Consider the following 22158-nt stretch of genomic DNA (forward strand, 5'->3'; position numbering starts at 1 on the left):
AATCAAACCCGAATGGCGCGCCGCCGCCATCAACGCTCCAGCCTGACATTGGCCAATTGCCCGCCGATTTCGGTGAAACTGGCGCGCAACTGGGAGGCATCAGGCGCGTAAAACGCGTGAGCGCTGCTGGTGGCGCATTGGCGATAGAGATTCTGGCCGCCGCGATTCCGGCCCAGCATGATGGTGTAGATGGTGATGCCCCGCGCCTTGATGGCTTCGCACAGGCTGGCAAAGCGGTCGTTCAGCCGCGGCGGCGTGGCGTTGCCCGATCGGGTGCCAAGCCGGTCTTCCGCAACCCGGCCGAACGCCGTGTAATCGAACGACGGCGGCCGGCTGTGATCGAACCAATTGGTCTCACCGCTGGTCATCAGCACGATCACCTTGGCCATGCCCTCGCCCGGCGGGCGATAATCCAGCGGCAGGCCGGCCGGCGTGGTGGTGCCCCAGACATTGCTGCCCCACAGGCCGCGCCAGCGCGGGCTGATCGTCATCCAGCCGGCCTGCAGGCCAAGATGGCCCATGGTGCCGCCGCGGCTGGTGGCCTGCAGCAGGCTGACGATGCGCAGAAGCGCTGTCTTGTCGTTGCTGAGCCCGGCGATCGGCTGGCCGCAACCAACGTTGGGGCCCTTGCGCGCGGTGCCGTCGGTCCACATCTGCGCGGGATCCTGGCTGTCGCTGTCGTCAGGATCGGGGGTTTCGCTGCTGATGATCGCCGGGCTCGTGCCCCAATCGGCATCGCCAAACACCGGGTTGCCGGATTTCCTGTCGACCCCGAACGCGCCAACGGCGGTCTGGGCGCGGGTGCTGGGATAACGGAACGGCTCGAACGGCGCGCTGGCTGGCGGCGTGTCGGTCTGATCCTCGCCGCCAGGTCGCGCTTCGACACAGCCGCGCCAGCGGAACGGGGCAAAGCCGGTGGCGGCGCCGCCCTGCAGCCAGCTGCTGCGGTTCGGACCGAAATTGACCGTGGCCGCATAGGGCACCACCGCCACGAACAGGCTGTCGTGCACGGTCTTGCTGCCAAACAGGATGTTGATCAGTTCAGTGGCAGACTGGCGCAAGCTGCTGATCGGCGTGCCGACCATCTCGCCGCTCACATCGAGCACCAGGGCCAGTTCCATCGCCATGGTCGATCGCCGCGCCCGGGCAGTGGCGCTGATCGTCAATTGCTGCCAGTCATCGCCGGCCAGCGCCAGAAATGTCGTGGCGATGCCCGCGCTGGCAGAAACCGTCAGGGTCTGATTGTCGGCTGCCGGTGCGATGCTCAGGCTGCTCACCGTCACATCATCAACATTGGCCATGTTGGCGGTGAAGAATTGCCGCGCTTCACGGTCGTGATCGCCGGCGCCCAACTGCCGGACTCCGGCCAGGGCGGCGGCATCCACGGCCTGCGCGAGCTGATCCTGCGCTGCCCAGGCCCGGCCGAAATCGATCGCCATGCCGGCGAGCAGCGACAGCGGCAGCAGCATCAGCGCCCCGGCGAGCGCGATGCTGCCACGCCTGGCCTTTTGTCTGCCACTCATCCGATCACCGGAATGGCCAGGCGTGGCCGCCGCACGGCCACGCGCCGCACCACGATTTCTTCGGGCAGGCCGAGCAAGCCACCGCTGAACAGCCAGGGCCGGATCTTGCAGATCGCTTCGGCAATGATCACCCCTTCGCCTGATGCCACGCTGATCCCGCCGCTGCTGCCGGCGCCGATCTGGCTGGGCAGGTCCGCCCGGCCCCAGCGCTGCTGCCAGGCGATGGCGGCGCCACCCCCGCTATTGGCCATGCTGGTGACGATGATGGCGCCATCGGCCAGCAGCGGCTGTGGGTGCGCGGCTTCGGTGGCGGCCAGCGCCAGCACGGCCAGCTCGCGGCCGGTGACGATCCGGGTCATGTCGGTTTCCGGGCTGAACTGGTCGATCTGGCTGGCGAGATCCGCCGCGGCCGATGCCGCCGCCGACGCGCGCTGCACCTGCGCCACGAAGCTGGCGAGATCGAGCCCGGCCAGCACGAAGCCGAGCAGCAGCGGCAGCACGAGGGCAAATTCCAGCGCGGCGCCGCCTCGCCGAAGCCGGCGTTGCCTAGAACGGCTCATTGCGCACCACCACCCGGGTTTCGATGGCAATATCGCCGTCCAGCCCCGGCGTCAGGCCGACCAGCGGGTGCGCGATGTAGCGCAGGGTATAGACCGCGATCTGGTCACCGCCGCCCGGCGTTGGCACCGCCTGATCGGCATCCCAAACGCCATTGCCATTGATATCGGTGAAGGCTTCGCCGGCATCGTGGCGGCCATTGCCATTGATGTCGGCCAGCGGTTCCGGCCGGCCGATCGCCTGATAGCCGGCATAGCTGCCCAGGCCCAGGCACAGATCAGCAAGGCGGAGCAGGCCGGCGGCTTCGGCGGCGATGATGGCGCGGATATGATCGACGCGCGGATTGGCGCCGGATGCGCCGGTACCGGGGCACAGCGCCACCCGCGCCGCGCCATCGGACACGGCGTCAGCCCGCCCGGTGATGCCATGGCGCGAGGCGAGCCGGGCAGCATGACCGACCTGGTGCTGCACCAGCGAGATCCAGGCCGTATCGACCGCCAGGATGAGGATCAGCACCAGCGGCGGCAGGCAGAAGGCGGCTTCCAGCGCCACGGCTCCGCGCTTCCACCGATGCTGCCGGCCACGGCTTCTCATGGCGGGCCCTTCGCCACCAGCGCCTGCGACAGCGCCAGATTGTGCCGCGCCGCCCGGTTCAGCGGATCGACCGCCAGCGCGCGGCCATAGGCGGCCTGGGCCTCGCCATGCGCGCCGGCCAGATCGAGCGCCACGCCCAGCCCGGTCCAGCCGCGCGCATCGCCGGGCCGCGACGATGTGTAGGCGGCAAAGGCCGTCCGCGCCGCTGCCGGGTCGCCCAGCGCCAGCGCCGCCCGCCCACGCGGCAGCCACAGACCGGCATCGCCCGGCAGCAGCTGCGCCGCACGCTCCAGTGCGATGGCGGCATCGCCGGGTTCGCCATCTTCCAGCAGCGCCTGACCCAGCCCGGCCCAGGCCTCGCCGCTGGTGGGCTGCGCCAGTGTCTGGTCCCGCCACAGCCGCGCGGCGGCCTGCCACTGGCCGGCGCGTGCCGCTGCCCGCGCCATCACGCCGGAAAGCGCGGGCCGTTCGGGCGCGGGTGCGGCAGCAACCAGCAGGACAGCACCCAAAGCCAGGACAAGACGCATCATGCCAGTCTCCGCAAGGCATCGATCAGTTGCAGGAACGCCGGCCCGGCCACGATCAGCGCGGTCGAAGGCAGGATGAACATGATCATCGGCAGGGTGATGATCACCGGCAGGCGGGCGGCCGTCTCTTCCATCTTCATCTGGCGGGCGAGCCGGAAATCGGCCGTCATCGTGCGCAGCGCCCGGCCCAGCGGCGTGCCATAGCGCATGGTCTGCGACAGGGTGGAGGCGATGGTGCGCACCGAATCGAGCCGCACCCGGTTGCCCATGTTGGTCAACCCCTGCAGCCGATCGGCCAGCAGCCGCATTTCCGAGACGGTGACGCCCAGTTCGGTGGCCAGTTCCGGGTGCACGCGCTTCAGCTCGCTGGCCACCCGTTCCAGCGCCAGTTCCAGGCCGATACCGGCCTCGCCGCACACCACCAGCAGATCCAGCGCATCGGGCAGGCCGCGATCAATGGCGGCCCGGCGGGCAGCCGCGCGTTGATCGAGCACGGCATCGGGTCCTTTCAGGCCGGCGACCGCTGATCCCAGCAGCACCAGCAGCGCCGATGTGGCCGACGGCTGGCCGATCTGCACCCACAACGCCGCGACGCCAAGCAGCAGCCCGGCCAGCACCATCTTGAAACCGATATACCAATCCACCGCATCGGGCCGGGTGAAGCCGGCGGCATAGAGATTCTGGCGCAGCAGGCCGACTTCGCGGCTGCCGACCAGCGGGCTGTCGGCCAGCCAGTCGCCGATGCGGCGCAGTGGGCCGGGCTGCGCCGGGCCGGCATTGGCCGCTGGCACCAGCAGCGCCAGCCGTGACCGCAGCCGTGCCTGCCTGACCATGGCATCGCGCCACGACAGCCAGCCCAGCCCGAGCAGCAGCGGCAAGGTCAGGGCCAGCAGCACGCTCATCCCAACGCCTTTCGGGTGATCAGCTTGATGATCACCAACCCGGTGGCCTGCACCAGCATGGCGATGCCCAGCAGCATGCGGCCGCTTTCAGTGGTGAACAGCTGCAGGATATAGTTGGGCGACACCACCATCATCAGCGCCGCGACGCCGGCCGGCAGCAGCGCCAACACCATCACCGTGGCACGGATTTCCGAGGTGAGGCTTTGCGCCTTCAGCCGCACGGCGCGGCGACGGCGGATGGTTTCGGCCAGATTGTCCAGCGTTTCCGCCAGGTTGCCGCCCGTCTGCCGCTGCAGTGCCACCGTAACCCCGAAGAAGCGATAATCCGCCAGCCGGCAGCGATCGGCCAGCCCGGCCAGCGCTTCATCGAAATCGACACCAAGCTGGATCTGATCGACGCAGCGGCCGAATTCGGGGCCTGATGGCGCCGGCACTTCGGCGCCCACCGCGCGCATGCCCTCCACCACCGGCAGGCCGGCGCGCACGCAGCGGATGATGACACCAAGCGCCAGGCTGAACTGTTCTTCTACCTGTTGCAGGCCGGCATCGCGGCGCTGCGCCACCCACAGGCGCACGCCGCCGATGAAGGCAGCAGCCGCACCCAGGCCGGCCATCAGAGTCTGCAAGCCGAGCAACTGGCCAAGCACCAGCAGCACCAGCGCCGCTGCGCCACTGCCGACCAGCAGCGCCGGCAGCGCGGCGATGCGTTCATCCACGCAGGCGCCGCGATCAAGGCCGAGCAGCGGATCGAGCAGACGGTGAAGGCCGGGCAGCGCCAGGCGGCGGGGTGGCGCCGCCACGGCATGCGCGGCACGCACCGGTTGATAGAGCGCCAACCGCGCCGCCAGCCGCTTGCGCCGCGCCGGCAGCAGATCCTGCACGGCCCGCAGATCGTCGCGCCAGGCGGAAGCCAGCGTCATTTCAGGCCGCCCCCACGGCCGAAACGCTGTTGTAGAGCGTATCGAGCCCGAAATATTTGAGTCGCGGCAGGAAGGATGGGCGCGCACCAGTCGGCACGAACTGGCCGCGCAGCGTGCCATCACGGTTTTCGCCGTCATATTCGAAGCGGAACAGATCCTGCAACACCACCACATCGCCTTCGAGGCCGACGACTTCGGTGATCTGGGTGATGCGGCGCTTGCCATCGCGCATGCGCTGCACCTGCACGATGGCATCCAGCGCCGAAACGATCTGCTGGCGAATGGCAACCGCGGGCAGGCCCAGCGAGCCCATCAGCACCATATTCTCGATACGGGCCAGCGCATCGCGGCTGTTGTTGGCGTGGATGGTGGACATCGATCCATCGTGGCCGGTGTTCATCGCCTGCAGCATGTCAAAGGCTTCGGGCCCGCGCACTTCGCCGATGATGATGCGATCGGGCCGCATGCGCAGCGCATTCTTCACCAGGTCGCGCTGCGAGATGGCGCCCTGCCCTTCGAGGTTGGCCGGACGGGTTTCCATGCGCACCACGTGCGGCTGCTGCAACTGCAGTTCGGCGGCATCCTCGATGGTGACCAGCCGTTCGGAAGGATCGGCAAAGCGGCTGAGCGCGTTGAGCAAGGTGGTCTTGCCCGAACCGGTGCCGCCGGAAATCACGATATTGAGCCGGCTGCGCGCCATCACTTCCAGCGCGCGCGACAAAGGCTCGGACATGGCGCCGAATTCCACCAGCTTCGCCAGATCGATGCGCTTTTTCGCGAACTTGCGGATGGACAGGCACGGGCCGTCGAGCGCCAGCGGCGGAATCACGATGTTGACGCGGCTGCCATCGAGGAGCCGCGCATCAAGCAGCGGGCTGCTTTCATCGACACGGCGGCCAATGGCGCTGGCGATGCGCTGCGCAATCGCCAGCAGATGGGCGTTGTCGCGGAAGTGGATATCGGCCTTCTGCAGCCGGCCACCCACTTCAATGAAGGCGCAATCCGGCCCGTTGATCATGATGTCCGTCACACGGTCATCAACCAGCAGCGGCTCCAGCGGGCCGAGGCCGAGCATGTCGTGCACCAGCTCGTCGGCCAGCAAGGTCTGTTCACGGCCATTCAACTGCACGCGCTGATCGCCAGCCACCGCGCCCACCGCCTCGATGATGGCGCTGCGCAGGGCCTGGCTGTCCATGTTGGCGACGGCGACCGGATCGAGCCGGGCCAGGGCGGCAGAACGCACCATCGCGAATTGTTCGGCGCTGGCGCGGATGGCAACGGCCACCGGCTCGGCGGCAGCGGCAGCCGGTATCGGCGTGTCGGCAGCTGTCTGCGGCGTCTTGCGGCCAAAGCTCATGGCGCCAGCCCCAGCCAGCGCTTCCACGCCGGCACCGGCGCCGGCATCACGCCCTGCCCGGACAGTTCGCGCGCCAGCAGGGCAATACCGGCTTCGGCGCGCGGATCGCTGGCCCAGGCCGGCTGGCCCAGATTGACGGCCTGGCCAAACACCAGCGGCAGGAACGGCACCGCCACATCGGGCGGGCGCTTCAGCGTGGTGGCAAGATCACCATCGGTCAGATCGCCCGGGCGGCCGGCCTTGTTGAGCACGAGGATCTGGCGCTGGCCGGCGGCGCTGGCCTGTTCCTGGCTGGCCGCGGTGTCGCGCGCGGCGAGCAGCGTGGCCTCGCTGACCAGCAAGTGCAGCGGCGCCGCATCGAGGAAGGCCGAGGCACGCGCCCGGGCCACCTGCGGCACATCGACAATCACATAATGATAGGCGCGCTGCAGCCGCCCGAGCAGGACCGCCATGGCTTCGGCGGTCACCATCGGCGCGCGTTCGGGCACGACTTCGCTGGCCATCAGATCAAGCCGGCCGGTGATGGCGACAGTGGCGCGTTCCAGGAACAGATCATCGATGCGGCCCGGCGCTTCCAGCGCGTCGGCAAGCCCGGCGTTGGGCTGTGCGCCCAGCAGCAACGGCTGCGCGCCACTGATCAGATCGAGATCGAGCAGCGCCACCCGGCGGCCGACCTTTTCGGCGAGATAATGCGCCAGATTGGCCGCAATGCTGCTGGCGCCGACGCCGCCGCGCGCGCCGGAAACGGCCACCAGCTTCCCCAGCCGCGGATCGCTGCCATCCAGCCTGCCGCCGGTCAGCCGGATGACCAGTTGTTCGAGCAGTTCCGAAGTGACCGGCTTGAACAGATAATCCGACACGCCCAGCCGCAACAGGCCGCGGAACAGGCTGACATCATTGGTCTCGCCGATCACCACCACCTGCAATTGCGGTTCCGACACTTCGGAAAGCGCCTGCACGGCATCGAGCACCCGATCGACGCCGGCGACATCGACGAACAGCAATGCCGGGGAGCGTTGCTGGCGCAGATCGGCCGTCGCGGTTGCGATGTTGCCGCGCCGCACGTCAAAGCCGGGCAACGCCAGATGCACCGCCACCCGCTTCAGCGCGGCTTCGGTATCGGCATCCTGCACATAGGCCAGCACGCCGGAAATGCGTTGGCTGCCGGCCGGACCAATGGGGGCAAAGGCGTTCATTGCGGCGCTCCCCCGCCCTGGCGGGTATTTTCGCGAAGCAGATCCTTGCCCTTGTCATTCAGCAGCCGGGTAACGGCGGCGGCTTCCATCCGGCCACTGGCCGGGCTGGCGGGCGCTGGTTGCGCCAGGTCCTGCGGCCGCGCCATGGCCGCCAGATTGGCTGCATTGGCCTTGCCCCAGCGGCTGGGCGCTGGCGTTGATTGGGGGGGCTGCGCCAGCGCCGGTGCGGCGGCGATCAGCAACAGGGAAAGCCGGATCATCACGCTCACTCCAGGATGAAGCCGCTGGCGGGCTTGGTGGACCTGATCTTTCCGGCCAGTGCCGCGCCCATGCTGCTGGCCGCGTTGACACCATCGGTGGGCACGGCGAGCGCGCCGGGGCTGGCGGGGGTGACCAGATAGGGCGTCACGATGATCACCAGTTCGGTTTCCTGGCGCTGAAACCGCGTTGAACGGAACAGCGCGCCCAGCACCGGGATATCGCCCAGCAGGGGCACGGCGCGGCGGATGTTCGACGCGTTGGCGCGCACCAGGCCGGCAATGGCAAAGCTCTGCCCGCTGCCCAGTTCCACCGTGGTTTCCGCCCGCCGCACCGACAGGCCGGGCACGCGGATATTCTGGATCTCCACGCTGGCCGCGTCGTTCAGTTCGGACACTTCGGGCCGCACTTTCAGGCTGATGCGGCCATCGTCGAGCACGGTCGGCGTGAAATCCAGCGACACGCCGAAGCGCTTGAATTCGATCACCACGTTGTTCAGCTGCTGGTTCACCGGGATCGGGAATTCGCCGCCCGACAGGAAACTTGCTGTTTCGCCCGATCGTGCGGTGAGATTGGGTTCCACCAGCACGGTGACCAGCCCATCTTCCTCCAGCGCGTCAACCACCGCATTCATGTCGAGACTGTCGGTTCGCCGCGTCACCGCCAGCGAGGCACTGCCGCGCGGTGCGCGCAGGATCTCGCCGCCGGCGCCAACGATCTCGCGGCCCGTGGCAACGCCGAGCGAGAAGCCGCCGACGCGCCCGAACACATCGAAATTGAAGCCGATTTCCCGCGCCAGGCTGCGCGACACCTCGGCCACCCGCACCCGCAGATTGACCTGCGTGGGCATGCTCACCGTCAGCCGGTTGATGACGCCATCTGCCTTGCCGCCGGCCGCCGCCAGCGCCAGACTGGCCGCACGTTCGGCCGCAGCCGGGCTGGCAACTTCGCCGTCCAGCACGATCGCCGTGCCCGACAGGCCCACCCGGGCGCCGGGCACCATGGCCAGTTCCTCGGTCAGCCGGGCAACATCGGGCAGCACTTCCACCGCCAGATTGGCCAGCACGCTGCCGCCCGGCCCCATGGCGACCAGCGCCGTGCGGCCTGGCGCCTTGCCGAACACGAAGGCGCGGGTGCGCACCGGCATCTGCACATCGGCCACCTCTGGCCGGGCGACGAGCGCGCTGGTGGCCGCCGCCGGCAGGGCGATGACTTCGCTCTGGCCAACAGTCAGGCGCAGCGATTGCACCGGCTGCTCCTGGCCAACCACCGGCGTGGCGGCCAGCAACAGGGCGGGGATGGCAAATCTGGCGTTCATTTCATATCCCCATTCGAGCCGCGATAGATGCGGACGCTGTCGGGCCTGGCGGCAGAAGCCGCCGGCGCTGCGACAGGGGCCACCGGCGCGGCCGACAGGGCCTGGACCGGGCGGGCGCGCACCCCGGCCAGCGACGGCGACACGCCGCCGGCCCACATCGCCGGGATCGGCGCTTCGGCCGTGGCCGCAGCGACGCCGCGCAGGGTGAGATGCAGGCGGCCCAGCGTGCCCGCCACCGTGACACGCTCGGCTTCGACCGGGGTGACTTCCAGCGTGACCGTGGCCGGCACGCCGGGCTTGGCCGGATCGCTGCCAACGCCCAGCGGGCCGGGCGCCGCCGCGCCAGCCGGGGTCAGCCGCTGATCGGCCGACAGGATGCGCACGTTGGACAGGATGGTTTCCGACAGCACACGCTGTGCCAGCGGCACCGCGTCGTCGCGCAATTCCTGGGTGAGGATGACATCGACCCGGTCTCCGGGCCAGATCAGCCCGCCAGCCGCGGTGGTGGCATCAACGGCAATGGCGATGGCGCGATTGCCGGGGGCAACCAGCGCCGACAGGAAGCCGCGCTCGCCGGGGCGGATGACGGCGGCGGCGTGAACCAGCTCGCCGGCGGCCAGCGCGCGGCGGGTGACGGAGCCAGCCAGCTGCTGCGCTTCGGCCGTGCCGGCAACGATGGCGCCGGGCGGTGGATCGCCCTGCGGCCAGGCCAGTTCCGCCAGGTCGCCTGGGCGGATCATGTGGCCCGGCGGCAGGCCGGCGGCGACCGTGACGATGGCCAGCGCTGGCGCAGCGACCGGCTGCACCGGGGCCGCATCGACGCGGCGGGCCGACAGGGCAAATTGCACGCCGCCCGCGATCAGCACGGCCAGCAGCGTGATCACAGCCAGAAATCGCGGCCTTCTGAGCAATTGAGCCATGGCATCACATCCCGGCAATCAGCCCGGCCACGATGGCCAGACCATAAGGAACCGAAGGGGCAAGGCGCAGCCGACGGCGTTCGGCCCGCAGCCAGCGCGGGGCATCGGGCTTCAGGGCCAGCCGCCCGCGCCGCACGCACCCGCGCAGCACCAGCAGCAGCAACGCGAGCCCGCCACCGGCCAGGGCCATGGCCATGAACAGTCGCGGCATGCCGGCCACTCCGGTGATCAGCCCGGCCGCTGCCAGCAACTTGGCGTCACCCCAGCCCCACAGGCCGATGACGGACAGGCCGCCACCGATCAGGGCGCAGAAGCCGCCAGCCAGCAGCGCCGATTGCAGCGCGTCCGGGCCGCTGGATTGCTGGGCACCTGCGGCACCCAGCAATCCGATGAGGGCGAGCGCGGCGACGCACCAATCCGGAATGATCCGATGGCGCAGATCCGCCGCGCACACGGCTGCCAGCGGCACCACGGCCAGCCAGGCCGTCCATGGCGCCATGGCCTTACTTCACGGCGTCCGGCGCGCCCTTCACCTTGCTGCCGACCGAGGTGATCGTGGACGACACGTCGGACGACAGCAGGTTCAGCGCCGCCACCACGCCCACGGCCACAAAGGCCAGCACCAGCGCATATTCCAGCGCCGTGGCGCCGCGGCGAGCACGATGGCCAAGGCTGCGAATATTCAGATATTTCATCATCTTCCCGTCCTTCCGTATCCCGCCTCTTCAACCAACATGGCCAAAGCGATGCAGCGTGGCGGTGATCAGGGCCGTCCCGACGCGCGCCGTTGTTGCCCGGGGGCACTCAGTGGCGAGCGGGCGAAATTGCCTTGCATCTCAAGCGAGGTAACGGCCGCGACAGGCGGGCTTGAATCGGCGGCATGCCCGCCCTGGCCGCAACATGCTCCAGAAAGGATGCAACTGGGGCCAGGGCCCTAGTCGGGAATTCCGGCGGCCGTATAGGCGGCGAAGAACCGGTCTGACACGCCGGGGTGGCGGAACGGCATGATGCGCGCCCGGCTGGCGCGCTCGCCGGGATTGCGGGCCAGCAGCGCAAGCGCCATTGCCCTGGCATCGTCCAGCCGGCCCTGTTCGAAAGCGGCGGCAATGCCCACCCGCATGGCCTCCAGGCTGGTGCGGCTGCGGGCCATGGCGCGCTGCACCCAGGCCCGCGCCGCATCGAGATCGCCCACCTGGTAACAGGCCAGGGCGCGGCCGGCGTTGATGCCATTGTCGGTGGGATCGGCGACCGACAGCGCCTCGGCCCGGTCGAAATCCGCCAGCGCACCCGGGCTGTCGCCGGCATGAACCCGCACCCAGCCCCGCGCCAGCCACGGGAAGGCATAGTGCGGCTGGCGGGTGAGCGCGCGCTCGATCACCGCCAGCGCGCCGTCGAAATCATGGCTGAGCAGCAGGTAGAACAGCCCGCCCACCGATTGCACCATCACGTCATCGGGCGCGCTGTGGATGGCGTGGCGGGCGATGCCGGCATAGCGCACCGCGCTTTCCGGCGAGACGATCTTGCCCGTCTGCACCGCCGCCCACGGCAGATAGGCGCCCGACAGACCATGATCGGGATCCAGCGCCAGCGCCTGTTCCAGATAGCGTTCCACCGCCGCGAAATCGCCATCGCTCATCATGTGCGCCAGCGCCCGCAGGAACAGCGCGTTGGCCGTGGCGGGCGGACGTTCCTGGGCATCGTTGGCGCGGGCAAAGCGGATGCGCGATTCAAGCGCGGCGGCGATGGCGGCCGTCAATTCATCCTCCAGCGCCAGCAGATCGTCGCCTTCGCGTGTATAGTCTTCGCTCCACAAGATCTGCCCGGCCGGATCGGTGAGCCGGCAGCGCACCCGCACGCGCGGGCCGGATTGCACCAGGCTGCCCGACACGACATGCGCAGTCGTTGCGGGAGCGCCGGCCGCATCCGCCGCCGTGGCAACATGCAGATTGCCGAACCGCGCCAGTGCATCGGCAAGTCCGGCCTGCAGCATCTGCGCCAGCGGATCGGCGATGGCGGGATTGCCGGCCGCGGCCAGCGGTTGCACGATCACCCGCGCCAGCACGCCTGAGGCTTCGGTGGCCAGCGGCGGGCGCGGCGGCGGCGTGACCAAGGCCGATCGCGCCGCGGTGGCCAGGCCAGCCGCAGCGGCGGGATCGACTTCGCCCACCAGTCGCTGCGCAGCGCTGCTCGCCTGCGCGGCCTGCGCACGGTCACCACTGGCCGTCAGCAAGGCGATGCGGCGGGCGTGCAGATCAGCATCGTGCGGATCAGCCTCGATCATCCGGGCGAGCACGGCCAGATGCGTCGCCACCGGCAATGGCCGCGCCAGCAGGGCCTGGCCCAGCAGCCGGGCGGCATCAGCCATCTCGCGCCGCACCGCGCCAATCCAGCCATCAAACAGGGGCTGGGCGCGCAGATCGCTGCCGGCCAGAAACGGCTGGTTGGTGGCGATGAACAGCGCTTCCAGATGTTCGGCCGGCACCGTATCGAGCCCGTCGGCCAACGCAGCGCGAACCTGGGCCACGTCCACCACCAGGTCGATCCGGTCGAGCCCGACATCCTCGCGCCCGGCCAGCAGGCGATCCGGCCGGTCCAGCAGGGGCCGCAGCTTGGCCAGGCTCCAGCGCAGGGCGGCGCGCGGATCATCGGGGATGTCCCACAAGAGCTCGCACAGGCGTTCGCGGCGATGGCGGCGCGGTTCCAGCGCCAGAAAGGCCAGCAGCGCCCGCGTCTTGCGCGATGCCGGCAGCGGCTGTTCCACGCCATCGGCAACAAGCGTCATCGGGCCAAGACAGTTCAGAACAAGCATTGCGTCCCGGTGGTGCAGTCAACAGCAGCGTTTATGGGCCCAATTCAACCGATTTCAATGCGATTCAAACGCAAATTCCAACGCTGCGGCCAACGCTGGTGCCAACGTCGCCGCTGCATTGCCCGTCGCAGCCGGTGTTCGCACCGGTCCACCCCCTCGACGGAGACACGACATGACACTCAACCTGACCAACCGCCCCATGCTGGGCACCAGCCTGCTGGTCGCCATCGCTGCCCTGCTCAGCGCCGCGCCCGGCACATGCGCCGAAAAGTTCAACGGCTTCTATGTCGGCGGCGATTTCGGTTACGAAAGCAGCGGCCGCACCAACAAGGACGGCTGGACCTTTGGCGGCCTCGCCGGCTTCAACCTGAAGGCGACCGACCGGATCGTGGTCGGCGGCGAAGTGCGCCTGGCCGATTCCACCATCAAGGAACAGCTGCGCCGCGAAACCGCCACCGATGTGACCGTGGCCGATACCAACATCGGCCGCAGCATCGGGCTGGCCGCCCGGCTGGGCTACATCGTCGGTGAACGCACCATGGTGTTTGGCCGGGTGGGCTGGGAAGACACGCGCCTGAACGCCGTTTCGACCCGCACGCCCAAGCCGCCCACCACCAATCCCAACCCGGTGGTGACGGATTTCAGCTTCAACGACGACACGCTCACGCTGGGCGCCGGTGTCGAACATTTCGTCACCGATACGGTCAGCCTGCGGCTGGGCTATGACTGGGCCGAGAATTTCGACCGGCACCAGGTCCGCCTGGGCGTCGCGTTCAACTTCTGACCTGACCGCGGTTCCGCTGCGGGCCGGTCACCCCAACTGACCGGCCCACAAGGAAGGGCGGGCGGTTGCCGAGGGGGTGGCCGCCCGTTTCCCCCAAACACCCCCTCAGCCCCCCGACGGACCGGGGCCGACCCCAGGCGGGCCGGCCCCGGTTTTGCCCTTGTTGCCGGGCGTGACTTGGCGTGGTGTCGCGCTATGCTGGCGGCATGAGCCGTGAGCCTGCCACCTATCCCAGCCTTGCCGGACGCCGCGTGTTCATCACCGGCGGCGCCACCGGCATCGGCGCGGCACTTGTGACGGCCTTTGCGGCGCAAGGGGCGGTGGTGGGCCATGTCGATCTGGCCGATGGCGCAGCGGTGGCCAGGATGGTGACGGCAGCCGGCCAGCCGGCGCCCTGGTTCCGGGCACTGGATGTCACCGATACGGCGGCGCTGCAGGCCGCCATCGCCGATTTTGCCGCGCATGCGGGTGGGCTGGACGTGCTGATCAACAATGTCGCCAACGACAGCCGCCACGATCCGCTCGCCGTTGATGAAGCGCGCTGGCGCAGCCTGATGGCGGTCAATCTCGATTGCGGCTTCTTTGCCACGCAGGCCGCGATCCGGCTGATGCCGGCAGGCGGCAGCATCATCAATTTCTCCTCGATCAACGCGCTGCTCGGCCCGGCGGGGATGCCGGCCTATGTGGCGGCGAAATCGGCCATTGTCGGGCTGACCAAGGCGCTGGCCCGGCAATATGGGCCGGACGCGATCCGGGTGAACGCCATCCTGCCCGGCTGGGTGGTGACGCAGCGCCAGCTCGATCTGTGGCTGACACCCGAGGCCGAGGCCGAATGGATGAAACAGGTGGCGCTGAAGCAACGCATCCTGCCGGAAGACGTCGCCAATCTGGCGCTGTTCCTTGCCAGTGACGACAGCCGGATGATCACCGGGCAATCGGTGGTGATCGACGGCGGGCGGGTTTAGGCCAGACGTGTCGCTGGGACAAAATCCCAATCCCGCTCATGCCGAGCTTGTCGAGGCACGCACCACAGCCGGTCCGTGACTCGACAAGCTCGGCATGAGCGGTTCAGTCGATTTTGCAGAGGCCGTCCCACGCCGCCACGACGGCCCTGGCGTCAGCCGCAATGTCGGCCAGCGGCTTGCCCGGCGCGAACAGGGAACTGCCCAGCCCGAAGCCGGTCGCCCCGGCGGCGCGATAGGCCGCCATCGTGTCGGCGTTGATGCCGCCCACCATGAACAGTGGCAGGCCCGGCGGCAGCACGGCGCGCACGGCCTTCACGCCGGCAGGCGGCACCAGCTCGGCCGGGAACAGCTTCAGGCCATGGGCACCAGCCGCGATGGCGGCGAACATTTCGGTAGGGGTGAGCACGCCCGGCAGCGCGATCATGCCGCTGGCCACCGCCGCTGCGACGACCTGCGGATTGCAGTTGGGTGCCACCACCAGCCGCGCACCAATGCCGGCCAGGCTGCGCACCGCGCCGGTATCCAGCACGGTGCCGGCACCGACCAGCGCGCGATCTCCAACGGCCGCGATGATGGCTTCGATGCTGCTGAGCGGATCAGGCGAGTTCAGCGGCACCTCGATCAGGCTGATGCCGGCATCCACCAGCGCGTGGGCCACAGCGGCGGCGCGTTCCGGCTCCAGTCCGCGCAGGATGGCGATCAAGGGCCGGTGCCCATCAAGAAATTCTCGGCTCATCAGCGCTTCTTGCGCCGGCCCCGGCGGCAGTGCAATCCTGCCCGCCATGCTTGCCCTGCCCAGCCAACCCGCCTTCATCATCCCGTCGCAATGCGTGCTGGCCGAAGGGCCGGTGTGGGATGAGGTGCACGCCTGCCTGTGGTTCACCGATATCCAGAAGAGCGAACTGCTGTGCTGGCGCCACGAGGCGCGCCTGCTCGAACGCATCGCCCTGCCCGAACGGCTGGGTTCGCTGGCGCTGACCGACGATCCGGATCGCCTGCTGCTGGCGCTGGCCAATGGCTTTGCGCTGTTCAGCCTGTCCAGCGGGCAGATCGAATGGCTGCACCGGCTGGACCTGGAAGCGCACGGGATGCGGCTGAACGATGGCCGGGTGGACCGGCAGGGCCGTTTCTGGACCGGGGCGATGGTGGAGGACGATGCCCGGGCGCCGCCGGAACGGGGTTCGCTCTACCGCTTCGACCCGCCGGGGACGGCGCCGCCGGTGGCGCTGCGCCATGGGATCGGGATCAGCAATTCGATCTGCTTCTCCCCCGATGGCGCGCACGCCCATTTCGCCGACTCGTTGACCGGCCGCATCCTGCGCTATCCCGCCGATGGCCCGCTGGGCGAAGGCACGTTGTTTGCGCAGACGGAACCGGGCAGCGCGCCTGATGGCTCCGACGTGGATGCCGCCGGCCTGTTGTGGAATGCCGAATGGGGCGGCAGCCGCGTCACCGCCTACAACCCCGATGGCACGGTCGCCGGCCGCCTGTCCGTGCCGGTCAGCCAGGTGACCTGTGTGGCGTTCGGCGGCGCGGAGCTTGATCTCTTGTTCGTGACCAGCGCCAGCGAAGGGCTGGACCGTGAAGCCGAGCCGCATGCCGGCGATGTGCTGGTGTATGAGGGGCCGCCTGGAAAGCCATTCAGGGGCCTGCCGGCGGGGCGGTTTCGTCTCGGCTGAAACGAAAAAGGGCCAGCATTGCTGCTGACCCCTTGTTCCCGATGGTCGGGGCGAGAGGATTCGAACCTCCGGCCTCTGCCTCCCGAAGACAGCGCTCTACCAGGCTGAGCTACGCCCCGACATTCACGGAAGCGGCGCTATAGCCGCCGCCTCACGCGTGCGCAACCGCTCAAAGCGCGATTTGCAGCATTTTCGTCACGTCCACCAGTTTTTCGCGCGGCGCGCCGGCGCGGGCGGCGGCGACTTCGGCGGCTTCGATCTTCTGCCAGCCGGCAAAATCCGTCGCCTTCAGCCCACGCGTCGCCAGCAGCGCATCAAGGCCCGCCGGCCCGGCCTTGCCCGACGCGGCGATGCCATCATCCACCATCGCGGCCACCACGCTGAAACCATCGGGCCGGTTGGTGCCGATGGTGCCTGAAGGCCCCCGCCGCGCCCAGCCGCTGGCATAGAGCGCCGGCGCAATGCGGCCCGCATCGTCGGTGGGGAAGCGGCCCAATTTTTCAGACCAGTTGACACCGGGGATCTCGGCGGTGCGATAGCCGATGCAGGCAATCACCAGCCCGCACGGAATCGCGTGCAGTTCGCCCGTCCCCACCGCCTGGCCATTCTCCAGCCGCGTGGTTTCGACGATCAGCCGTTCGGCCTTGCCATGGCCTTCCACCGCGACCGGGCGGCGGAAGAATTCGAAATTGATCGTCACCGGCTTGTCGCCGCGGGGCAGGCCGGCAAAGCCGCGCAGATGCGTCACCATCTTGCGCTGGCCAGGGTCCAAGGCGGCGTCGTCCGCTTCCGGCGGGAAATCGCCCGGCCGCACGATGGGGTGCGCGCGCACCAGGTGGCCCAGCTCGCCAGCTTCCTTGGTGGTGAAGCTGGCCTGATGCGGCCCACGCCGGCCAATGATGTGAATGTCCCGCACCCCACTGGCGGCAAGCGTCTTCAGCGCATGATCGGCGATATCGGTCTGGCTCAGCTCGTCCACCGTCTTGGCCAGCACCCGCGCGCAATCGATGGCGACATTGCCGTTGCCGATGATGGCGGCGCCGTGGTGGGACAGATCGACATTCAGCCCGGCATGATCGGGATGGCCATTGTACCAGCCGACAAACGCCGCCGAACCCACCACGCCCGGCAGATCATCACCTGGAATGCCGATCGGCTTGTCGAGCGGCGCACCCACCGACAGCACCACCGCATCATACAGGCCCAGCAATTCCTCCACCGACACATCGCGGCCCAGCATCACATTGCCCACCAGCCGCGTGCCCGGCGCCAGGTTGGTCGCCTCATAGCGCTTGGTGACAGCCTTGATCGATTGGTGATCGGGCGCCACGCCGGCGCGGATCAGGCCATAGGGCGTCGGCAGGCGATCGATGATGTCGATGCGCACATCTTCACCCCACTGCTTCTGGGCGGCTTCGGCGGTGTAGTAACCGGCCGGGCCGGCACCCACGATGGCGATGCTGATGGTCAATCCTTGTCTCCGTCGCTTGCTGCCGTTCCGCTATGGCCAGTGCAGCGCAGGGTCAAGATAGCTGCGGTTTCAGCCCGGCCAGCATTTCTGTCGGTTCCATGCAATTCGCCGCCATGCTGCCTGTTATTCTGTGTTCGAAGGACCGGGGGACACGCAGTGAAACTGCGGTGCCGTCGGGCTGCAACACCATGCCGCCAGCCGCCTGGCCAATCCGGAAGCCGATGGCTGATCGGATCGGGCACCAGGGCGACTGATGGGCGGGGGCCTGTCCGGGGCGGGTATTGACCCTCCCCGCCCCGGACAGAACGCCCGCGACGGCCTGACCGTTGCATGCACCGCCACGCCTGCTAAAGCCCTCGCATGACCGTCGACCAGAGCCGTATCCGCAATTTCTCGATCATCGCCCATATCGATCATGGGAAATCCACGCTGGCCGATCGCCTGATCCAGACGACCGGCGGCCTGCAGCTGCGCGAGATGAGCGAGCAGGTGCTCGACAACATGGATATCGAGAAGGAGCGCGGCATCACCATCAAGGCGCAGACCGTGCGCCTCGATTACCGCGCATCTGACGGCAAGGATTATATCCTCAACCTGATGGACACGCCCGGCCACGTCGATTTCGCCTATGAAGTCTCCCGGTCGCTCGCCGCCTGCGAAGGCGCACTGCTGGTGGTAGACGCAGCGCAGGGCGTCGAAGCGCAGACGCTGGCCAATGTCTATCAAAGCATCGAGCATGATCATGAAATCGTGCCGGTCATCAACAAGATCGACCTGCCGTCGGCCGATCCCGAAAAGGTGAAGCAGGAGATCGAGGACATCATCGGCCTCGACGCATCGGGCGCCGTGCTGGCCAGCGCCAAATCCGGCATCGGCATCGTCGAAGTGCTGGAAGCCATCGTCCACCGCATCCCGCCACCCAAGGGCGATCCCACCAAGCCGCTGAAGGCGATGCTGGTCGATAGCTGGTACGATCCCTATCTCGGCGTCGTCGTGCTGGTGCGCATCATCGATGGCACCATCAGGAAGGGCCAGCAGATCAAGTTCATGGCCGCCGACAGCGTGCACCTGGTGGACCGGGTCGGCGCCTTCCGCCCCAAGATCGAACAGTTCAGCGAACTCGGCCCCGGCGAGATCGGCTTCATTACCGCCCAGATCAAGGAAGTGGCGCAAGCCCGCGTCGGCGATACGATCACCGACGCGAAGAAGCCCGCCAACGAAGCCCTGCCCGGCTTCAAGGAAGTGCAGCCTGTCGTCTTCTGCGGCCTGTTCCCCACCGACGCCGCCGACTTTGAAAAGCTGCGCGACTCCATCGCCAAGCTGCGCCTCAACGACGCCAGCTTCAGCTTCGAAATGGAAACCAGCGCCGCCCTGGGTTTCGGCTTCCGCTGCGGCTTCCTCGGCCTGCTGCACCTGGAAATCATCCAGGAACGCCTGAGCCGCGAATACGATCTCGATCTGATCACCACGGCGCCGTCGGTCGTCTATCACATCATGCTGCGCGATGGCTCGTCACTGGAACTGCACAACCCGGCCGACATGCCCGATCCCTCCTCCATCCTGCAGATCGACGAACCGTGGATCGAAGCCACCATCTACGTGCCGGATGAATATTTGGGCAGTATCCTGAAACTCTGCCAGGATCGGCGCGGCATCCAGAAAAACCTCACCTACGTGGGCGGCCGCGCCCAGGTGGTTTACGAGTTGCCGCTCAACGAAGTCGTGTTCGATTTCTACGATCGCCTGAAATCCATCAGCCGCGGCTATGCCAGCTTCGATTACCACCAGATCGGCCACCGCGAAGGCGACCTGGTGAAAATGTCGATCATGGTCAACATGGAGCCCGTCGACGCCCTCTCCATGATCGTCCACCGCAGCGCCGCCGAAGCCCGCGGCCGCCACATGTGCGAACGGATGAAAGACCTCATCCCCCGCCACCTGTTCAAAATCCCGATCCAGGCCGCCATCGGCGGCAAAGTCATCGCCCGCGAAACCATCGCCGCCCTGCGCAAAGACGTCACCGCCAAATGCTACGGCGGCGACGCCTCCCGCAAGCGCAAGCTGCTCGACAAGCAGAAGGAAGGCAAAAAACGGATGCGGCAGTACGGGAACGTGGACATCCCGCAGGAAGCCTTCATCGCGGCGCTGCGGATGGGGGATGATAACTGAGGTTGAAGTAAGAGGGCCTCCGGCGGGCAGGGTCGCGGACCCTGCACCCATCAGTTTTCACGCAGCCCCAACCCCACATGTCACCCCGGGCTTGATCCGGGGTGACGCATCCCTTCGCCGGGCGGGCAGGAGCCAAATAAGTATAGTGTCCACGGAATTTGGTGTCCCCGGAATTTGAAGGTAGTCCTTGTCGATATGGTCCTTTGGAAATGAAAGCCTACCGGAACCGCTACGTATATCCTAATCCGGCGATGGATAATTTTAGTTATCAAGTCGGGCGGCCTTCCTAAGACCGAACGAACTTTCCCCCCATGTCGTGATGATGTGAGAAGAAATCTACCAACGGTTCTAATTGCTCCCAGCTACCTTCCAGCTTAACTGTTTTCCTCTTGAACAATCCTTGAAGAGACCAATAGGATTCTAAGAAGTTTATCCAAATAACGGGATGCCCGCTTACTATTTCAATCGACCAATGAGATATCTCATCATAAAGCGCAGATGACTGTCGAACAGAGGGATGAAACTCGATACGATCTGGAAACGCTGTTACGTCCGGCGTCCCGTCTATCGCTTTCCAAAGCGCGACAATGGCATACACGGTTAGCCAAAAGCTAAATAAAATCAGCAGGACAACAAAAGCGTTCCACCCAATTGATTGTTCAATGAGCTTAATCAATCCGCCACCTCGCCGAACACGAGTGCTCAGAAAATCGTGCTCATTTGTAAAAAGCGCGACATAGAACACACACCCAACCAACACGAAAAGGCTAATGCCCAATAATGCGTTGGACGTTCTTTTTGATTTGAAAATGACTTGATCTGACACTTGCCGCGCCCCTTCCCACAAGACACATCCCAAACACGATTTTAGCTCGAAATGATGGCAGATTTCAATCCAAATTCCGCCAATTATACCGCCAAGCAACGCAGTGCCGCATGGTCGTCCGGATCCGGATAACGGCATATCACCACAATTTCTTCTCTCTGACGCCAAGTTTGTGCCAGAAGCCGAGATAGCGCCTAATGTGAAAGGATCGGCAAAGTGGCCAATATGCCCGACTGGATACGCGAAAAGCTGGAACAGCATGTGAGGACTTTGCCAGCCGTGCCGCCTGCCGATCGCATTTTTCGTGCAGCACGCGATTACCACGAAAGTGCCCAGCGATGTTTCGAGTTTCGCGAGGCAGAGGGTCGATCCCACTTCCTTCCTGTGCAGGGGTTGGTGCTGCACGCTTTTGCCTGTGAACTTTACTTGAAGGCGCTTTTCGCCATCGAAAAACAGACTGCTCCGGAGCGCGGCCACGAGCTGAACGTACTGTTCAGGCGACTGGATTCGGCAACTCAGGAGAAGATCACCCAGCGCTATCATGGCCGATATGAAGGAGGCGCACTGTCCGACGACCTTGTTACGTTCGCGCGCGTGTTTCAGGATTGGCGCTATTCATACGAGTTTTCAGGCGCACACGAGATTGACCAAACTGGCGTCGCCCATCTTGCCTCTGCGCTATATGAGACATGCGCCGAGTTGCGTCCTGACCTTGTCTTGCTGGGAAAGGTTCATGACCGGCTAGTTGCGGCGGCGCAAGGCGTGCCGATCTGCTAACACTTCCGGGAACACAATACAAAAATTCCTTGATGCCAGCGCGCTAATTCAGCGCGTCACCGTGTCGAGCATTGTGTGAATTTTTGGGGATTGAGAGCTGCCACAAAACAAACGGGTGCAGGGACTGCGTCCCTGCCCGCCGGAGGCTCCCTTACTTCCCTTCTTGCAGAGCGCACATCGGAAAGCTGTCCTACACGGCGCTGGCGGCGTTATACTCGGCGTCTGGCCCGCCCGGCTGCTCTTTCCACGATTGATCTTGTCCAGACGCGCACGCGCATGTGGAAGAATCTGTAACCTTTGTAACCTACAGCGGCGCCCCTGAAACGAACGAAGGGGCGGCCCTGAGGCGGACGGGTGCAGCGATCGCGTCCCTGTCCGCCAGCGGCCATTTTCCCGATGCGCCAGCCCCCTGCTGTCCTGCACGGCCAGTGCCTGTCATCCTGTCGATGGGCGCTGCTCTTGCACATGGGGTGCGAGGGGTCGACCAGGCAGAGGTCGGCGGTTCACAACCCCGCGAAATGCGGAAAAACTGTCAAAAGTGGCCAACCTTGGAACCGCCGAGAAAACAAACGCGTGCAGGGACTGCGTCCCTGCACGCGGCGGGG

The 22158-nt window shown here is 66.8% G+C and carries 22 protein-coding genes and 1 tRNA gene; 5 read left to right on the top strand and 18 right to left on the bottom strand.

Going from position 1 to position 22158, the window contains the following annotated elements; genetic code table 11:
• Positions 1–29: 29 nt before the first annotated feature.
• The 14 genes from D619_RS0106440 to D619_RS17835 form a co-directional block, all read right to left on the bottom strand.
• The gene (locus tag D619_RS0106440) at positions 30–1523 is read right to left on the bottom strand and encodes a pilus assembly protein TadG-related protein (protein WP_017667756.1); all 1494 of its coding nucleotides are present in this window, start codon (positions 1521–1523) and stop codon (positions 30–32) included.
• Positions 1520–2083: a TadE/TadG family type IV pilus assembly protein gene (locus D619_RS0106445; RefSeq protein WP_081587071.1), complete on the bottom strand. Its 564-nt coding sequence runs from the start codon at positions 2081–2083 to the stop codon at positions 1520–1522. The genes D619_RS0106440 and D619_RS0106445 overlap by 4 nt, the downstream gene beginning before the upstream one ends.
• Positions 2070–2675, bottom strand: coding sequence for a TadE/TadG family type IV pilus assembly protein (locus tag D619_RS17180; protein WP_017667758.1), 606 nt, complete (start codon positions 2673–2675; stop codon positions 2070–2072). The genes D619_RS0106445 and D619_RS17180 overlap by 14 nt, the downstream gene beginning before the upstream one ends.
• A complete protein-coding gene (locus D619_RS0106455) occupies positions 2672–3205 on the bottom strand; it encodes a tetratricopeptide repeat protein (RefSeq protein WP_017667759.1) in 534 nt (177 codons plus the stop codon). Before D619_RS0106455 ends, D619_RS17180 begins: the two co-directional genes overlap by 4 nt.
• Positions 3202–4104 (bottom strand): type II secretion system F family protein, encoded by a 903-nt coding sequence (locus D619_RS15840; protein WP_017667760.1) that lies wholly within the window; start codon positions 4102–4104, stop codon positions 3202–3204. The genes D619_RS0106455 and D619_RS15840 overlap by 4 nt, the downstream gene beginning before the upstream one ends.
• Positions 4101–5024 carry a type II secretion system F family protein gene (locus D619_RS0106465; protein WP_017667761.1) on the bottom strand — a complete coding sequence of 308 codons (924 nt, stop codon included), beginning with the start codon at positions 5022–5024 and terminating at the stop codon, positions 4101–4103. Before D619_RS0106465 ends, D619_RS15840 begins: the two co-directional genes overlap by 4 nt.
• Position 5025: 1 nt before the next feature.
• Positions 5026–6381: a CpaF family protein gene (locus D619_RS0106470; RefSeq protein ID WP_033373109.1), complete on the bottom strand. Its 1356-nt coding sequence runs from the start codon at positions 6379–6381 to the stop codon at positions 5026–5028.
• A complete protein-coding gene (locus D619_RS0106475) occupies positions 6378–7577 on the bottom strand; it encodes a P-loop NTPase (protein WP_017667763.1) in 1200 nt (399 codons plus the stop codon). Before D619_RS0106475 ends, D619_RS0106470 begins: the two co-directional genes overlap by 4 nt.
• On the bottom strand, positions 7574–7837 hold the full coding sequence (locus D619_RS0106480; RefSeq protein WP_152417343.1) for a hypothetical protein: 264 nt from the start codon (positions 7835–7837) through the stop codon (positions 7574–7576). The genes D619_RS0106475 and D619_RS0106480 overlap by 4 nt, the downstream gene beginning before the upstream one ends.
• Before the next feature lie 5 nt (positions 7838–7842).
• Complete coding sequence (locus D619_RS15845) at positions 7843–9153, bottom strand: type II and III secretion system protein family protein (RefSeq protein WP_017667765.1); 1311 nt, start codon at positions 9151–9153, stop codon at positions 7843–7845.
• Positions 9150–10037, bottom strand: coding sequence for a Flp pilus assembly protein CpaB (gene cpaB / locus D619_RS15850; protein ID WP_017667766.1), 888 nt, complete (start codon positions 10035–10037; stop codon positions 9150–9152). The genes D619_RS15845 and cpaB overlap by 4 nt, the downstream gene beginning before the upstream one ends.
• Before the next feature lie 40 nt (positions 10038–10077).
• A complete protein-coding gene (locus tag D619_RS17185) occupies positions 10078–10572 on the bottom strand; it encodes an A24 family peptidase (protein ID WP_017667767.1) in 495 nt (164 codons plus the stop codon).
• 4 nt (positions 10573–10576) lie between these two features.
• The gene (locus D619_RS0106505; RefSeq protein ID WP_017667768.1) at positions 10577–10771 is read right to left on the bottom strand and encodes a Flp family type IVb pilin; all 195 of its coding nucleotides are present in this window, start codon (positions 10769–10771) and stop codon (positions 10577–10579) included.
• 236 nt (positions 10772–11007) lie between these two features.
• The gene (locus D619_RS17835; RefSeq protein WP_017667769.1) at positions 11008–12855 is read right to left on the bottom strand and encodes a hypothetical protein; all 1848 of its coding nucleotides are present in this window, start codon (positions 12853–12855) and stop codon (positions 11008–11010) included.
• Between the two features lie 199 nt (positions 12856–13054).
• Between D619_RS17835 and D619_RS18045 the strand changes: the two genes are divergently transcribed.
• Complete coding sequence (locus tag D619_RS18045; protein ID WP_017667770.1) at positions 13055–13666, top strand: outer membrane beta-barrel protein; 612 nt, start codon at positions 13055–13057, stop codon at positions 13664–13666.
• Between the two features lie 206 nt (positions 13667–13872).
• Positions 13873–14631, top strand: coding sequence for an SDR family NAD(P)-dependent oxidoreductase (locus tag D619_RS0106520; protein ID WP_026090785.1), 759 nt, complete (start codon positions 13873–13875; stop codon positions 14629–14631).
• Positions 14632–14734: 103 nt separating this feature from the next.
• Here D619_RS0106520 and D619_RS0106525 read toward each other — a convergent pair whose 3' ends face one another.
• Positions 14735–15367 carry a 2-dehydro-3-deoxy-6-phosphogalactonate aldolase gene (locus D619_RS0106525; protein ID WP_033373116.1) on the bottom strand — a complete coding sequence of 211 codons (633 nt, stop codon included), beginning with the start codon at positions 15365–15367 and terminating at the stop codon, positions 14735–14737.
• A gap of 46 nt (positions 15368–15413) precedes the next feature.
• Here D619_RS0106525 and D619_RS15865 point away from each other — a divergent pair, with 46 nt between their 5' ends.
• Positions 15414–16310, top strand: a complete 897-nt coding sequence (locus tag D619_RS15865) for an SMP-30/gluconolactonase/LRE family protein (RefSeq protein WP_017667773.1) — start codon at positions 15414–15416, stop codon at positions 16308–16310.
• A gap of 42 nt (positions 16311–16352) precedes the next feature.
• Here the strand turns inward: D619_RS15865 and D619_RS0106535 are convergent.
• Together D619_RS0106535 and D619_RS0106540 are read right to left on the bottom strand one after the other, a co-directional pair.
• Positions 16353–16429: transfer RNA gene (locus D619_RS0106535), tRNA-Pro, on the bottom strand.
• Between the two features lie 50 nt (positions 16430–16479).
• Positions 16480–17781: an FAD-dependent oxidoreductase gene (locus D619_RS0106540; RefSeq protein ID WP_017667774.1), complete on the bottom strand. Its 1302-nt coding sequence runs from the start codon at positions 17779–17781 to the stop codon at positions 16480–16482.
• A 360-nt stretch (positions 17782–18141) separates the two neighbouring features.
• Between D619_RS0106540 and lepA the strand changes: the two genes are divergently transcribed.
• On the top strand, positions 18142–19950 hold the full coding sequence (gene lepA, locus D619_RS0106550) for a translation elongation factor 4 (protein ID WP_017667776.1): 1809 nt from the start codon (positions 18142–18144) through the stop codon (positions 19948–19950).
• 286 nt (positions 19951–20236) lie between these two features.
• Here the strand turns inward: lepA and D619_RS17845 are convergent, their stop codons facing one another.
• On the bottom strand, positions 20237–20776 hold the full coding sequence (locus D619_RS17845; RefSeq protein WP_152417347.1) for a hypothetical protein: 540 nt from the start codon (positions 20774–20776) through the stop codon (positions 20237–20239).
• Positions 20777–20992: 216 nt separating this feature from the next.
• Here D619_RS17845 and D619_RS0106555 point away from each other — a divergent pair, with 216 nt between their 5' ends.
• On the top strand, positions 20993–21553 hold the full coding sequence (locus D619_RS0106555) for a hypothetical protein (RefSeq protein WP_152417348.1): 561 nt from the start codon (positions 20993–20995) through the stop codon (positions 21551–21553).
• Positions 21554–22158: the final 605 nt, after the last annotated feature.

The sequence above is a fragment of the Sandarakinorhabdus sp. AAP62 genome (genome assembly GCF_000331225.1).
Classification (GTDB): Bacteria; Pseudomonadota; Alphaproteobacteria; order Sphingomonadales; family Sphingomonadaceae; genus Sandarakinorhabdus.

Excerpts from the sequence above, each read along its gene's own strand:
- D619_RS0106440 (WP_017667756.1), bottom strand. The coding sequence starts at position 1,523 with ATGAGTGGCAGACAAAAGGCCAGGCGTGGCAGCATCGCGCTCGCCGGG.
- D619_RS0106445 (WP_081587071.1), bottom strand. The coding sequence starts at position 2,083 with ATGAGCCGTTCTAGGCAACGCCGGCTTCGGCGAGGCGGCGCCGCGCTG.
- D619_RS17180 (WP_017667758.1), bottom strand. The coding sequence starts at position 2,675 with ATGAGAAGCCGTGGCCGGCAGCATCGGTGGAAGCGCGGAGCCGTGGCG.
- D619_RS0106455 (WP_017667759.1), bottom strand. The coding sequence starts at position 3,205 with ATGATGCGTCTTGTCCTGGCTTTGGGTGCTGTCCTGCTGGTTGCTGCC.
- D619_RS15840 (WP_017667760.1), bottom strand. The coding sequence starts at position 4,104 with ATGAGCGTGCTGCTGGCCCTGACCTTGCCGCTGCTGCTCGGGCTGGGC.
- D619_RS0106465 (WP_017667761.1), bottom strand. The coding sequence starts at position 5,024 with ATGACGCTGGCTTCCGCCTGGCGCGACGATCTGCGGGCCGTGCAGGAT.
- D619_RS0106470 (WP_033373109.1), bottom strand. The coding sequence starts at position 6,381 with ATGAGCTTTGGCCGCAAGACGCCGCAGACAGCTGCCGACACGCCGATA.
- D619_RS0106475 (WP_017667763.1), bottom strand. The coding sequence starts at position 7,577 with ATGAACGCCTTTGCCCCCATTGGTCCGGCCGGCAGCCAACGCATTTCC.
- D619_RS0106480 (WP_152417343.1), bottom strand. The coding sequence starts at position 7,837 with ATGATCCGGCTTTCCCTGTTGCTGATCGCCGCCGCACCGGCGCTGGCG.
- D619_RS15845 (WP_017667765.1), bottom strand. The coding sequence starts at position 9,153 with ATGAACGCCAGATTTGCCATCCCCGCCCTGTTGCTGGCCGCCACGCCG.
- D619_RS17185 (WP_017667767.1), bottom strand. The coding sequence starts at position 10,572 with ATGGCGCCATGGACGGCCTGGCTGGCCGTGGTGCCGCTGGCAGCCGTG.
- D619_RS0106505 (WP_017667768.1), bottom strand. The coding sequence starts at position 10,771 with ATGATGAAATATCTGAATATTCGCAGCCTTGGCCATCGTGCTCGCCGC.
- D619_RS17835 (WP_017667769.1), bottom strand. The coding sequence starts at position 12,855 with ATGACGCTTGTTGCCGATGGCGTGGAACAGCCGCTGCCGGCATCGCGC.
- D619_RS18045 (WP_017667770.1), top strand. The coding sequence starts at position 13,055 with ATGACACTCAACCTGACCAACCGCCCCATGCTGGGCACCAGCCTGCTG.
- D619_RS0106520 (WP_026090785.1), top strand. The coding sequence starts at position 13,873 with ATGAGCCGTGAGCCTGCCACCTATCCCAGCCTTGCCGGACGCCGCGTG.
- D619_RS0106525 (WP_033373116.1), bottom strand. The coding sequence starts at position 15,367 with ATGAGCCGAGAATTTCTTGATGGGCACCGGCCCTTGATCGCCATCCTG.
- D619_RS15865 (WP_017667773.1), top strand. The coding sequence starts at position 15,414 with ATGCTTGCCCTGCCCAGCCAACCCGCCTTCATCATCCCGTCGCAATGC.
- lepA (WP_017667776.1), top strand. The coding sequence starts at position 18,142 with ATGACCGTCGACCAGAGCCGTATCCGCAATTTCTCGATCATCGCCCAT.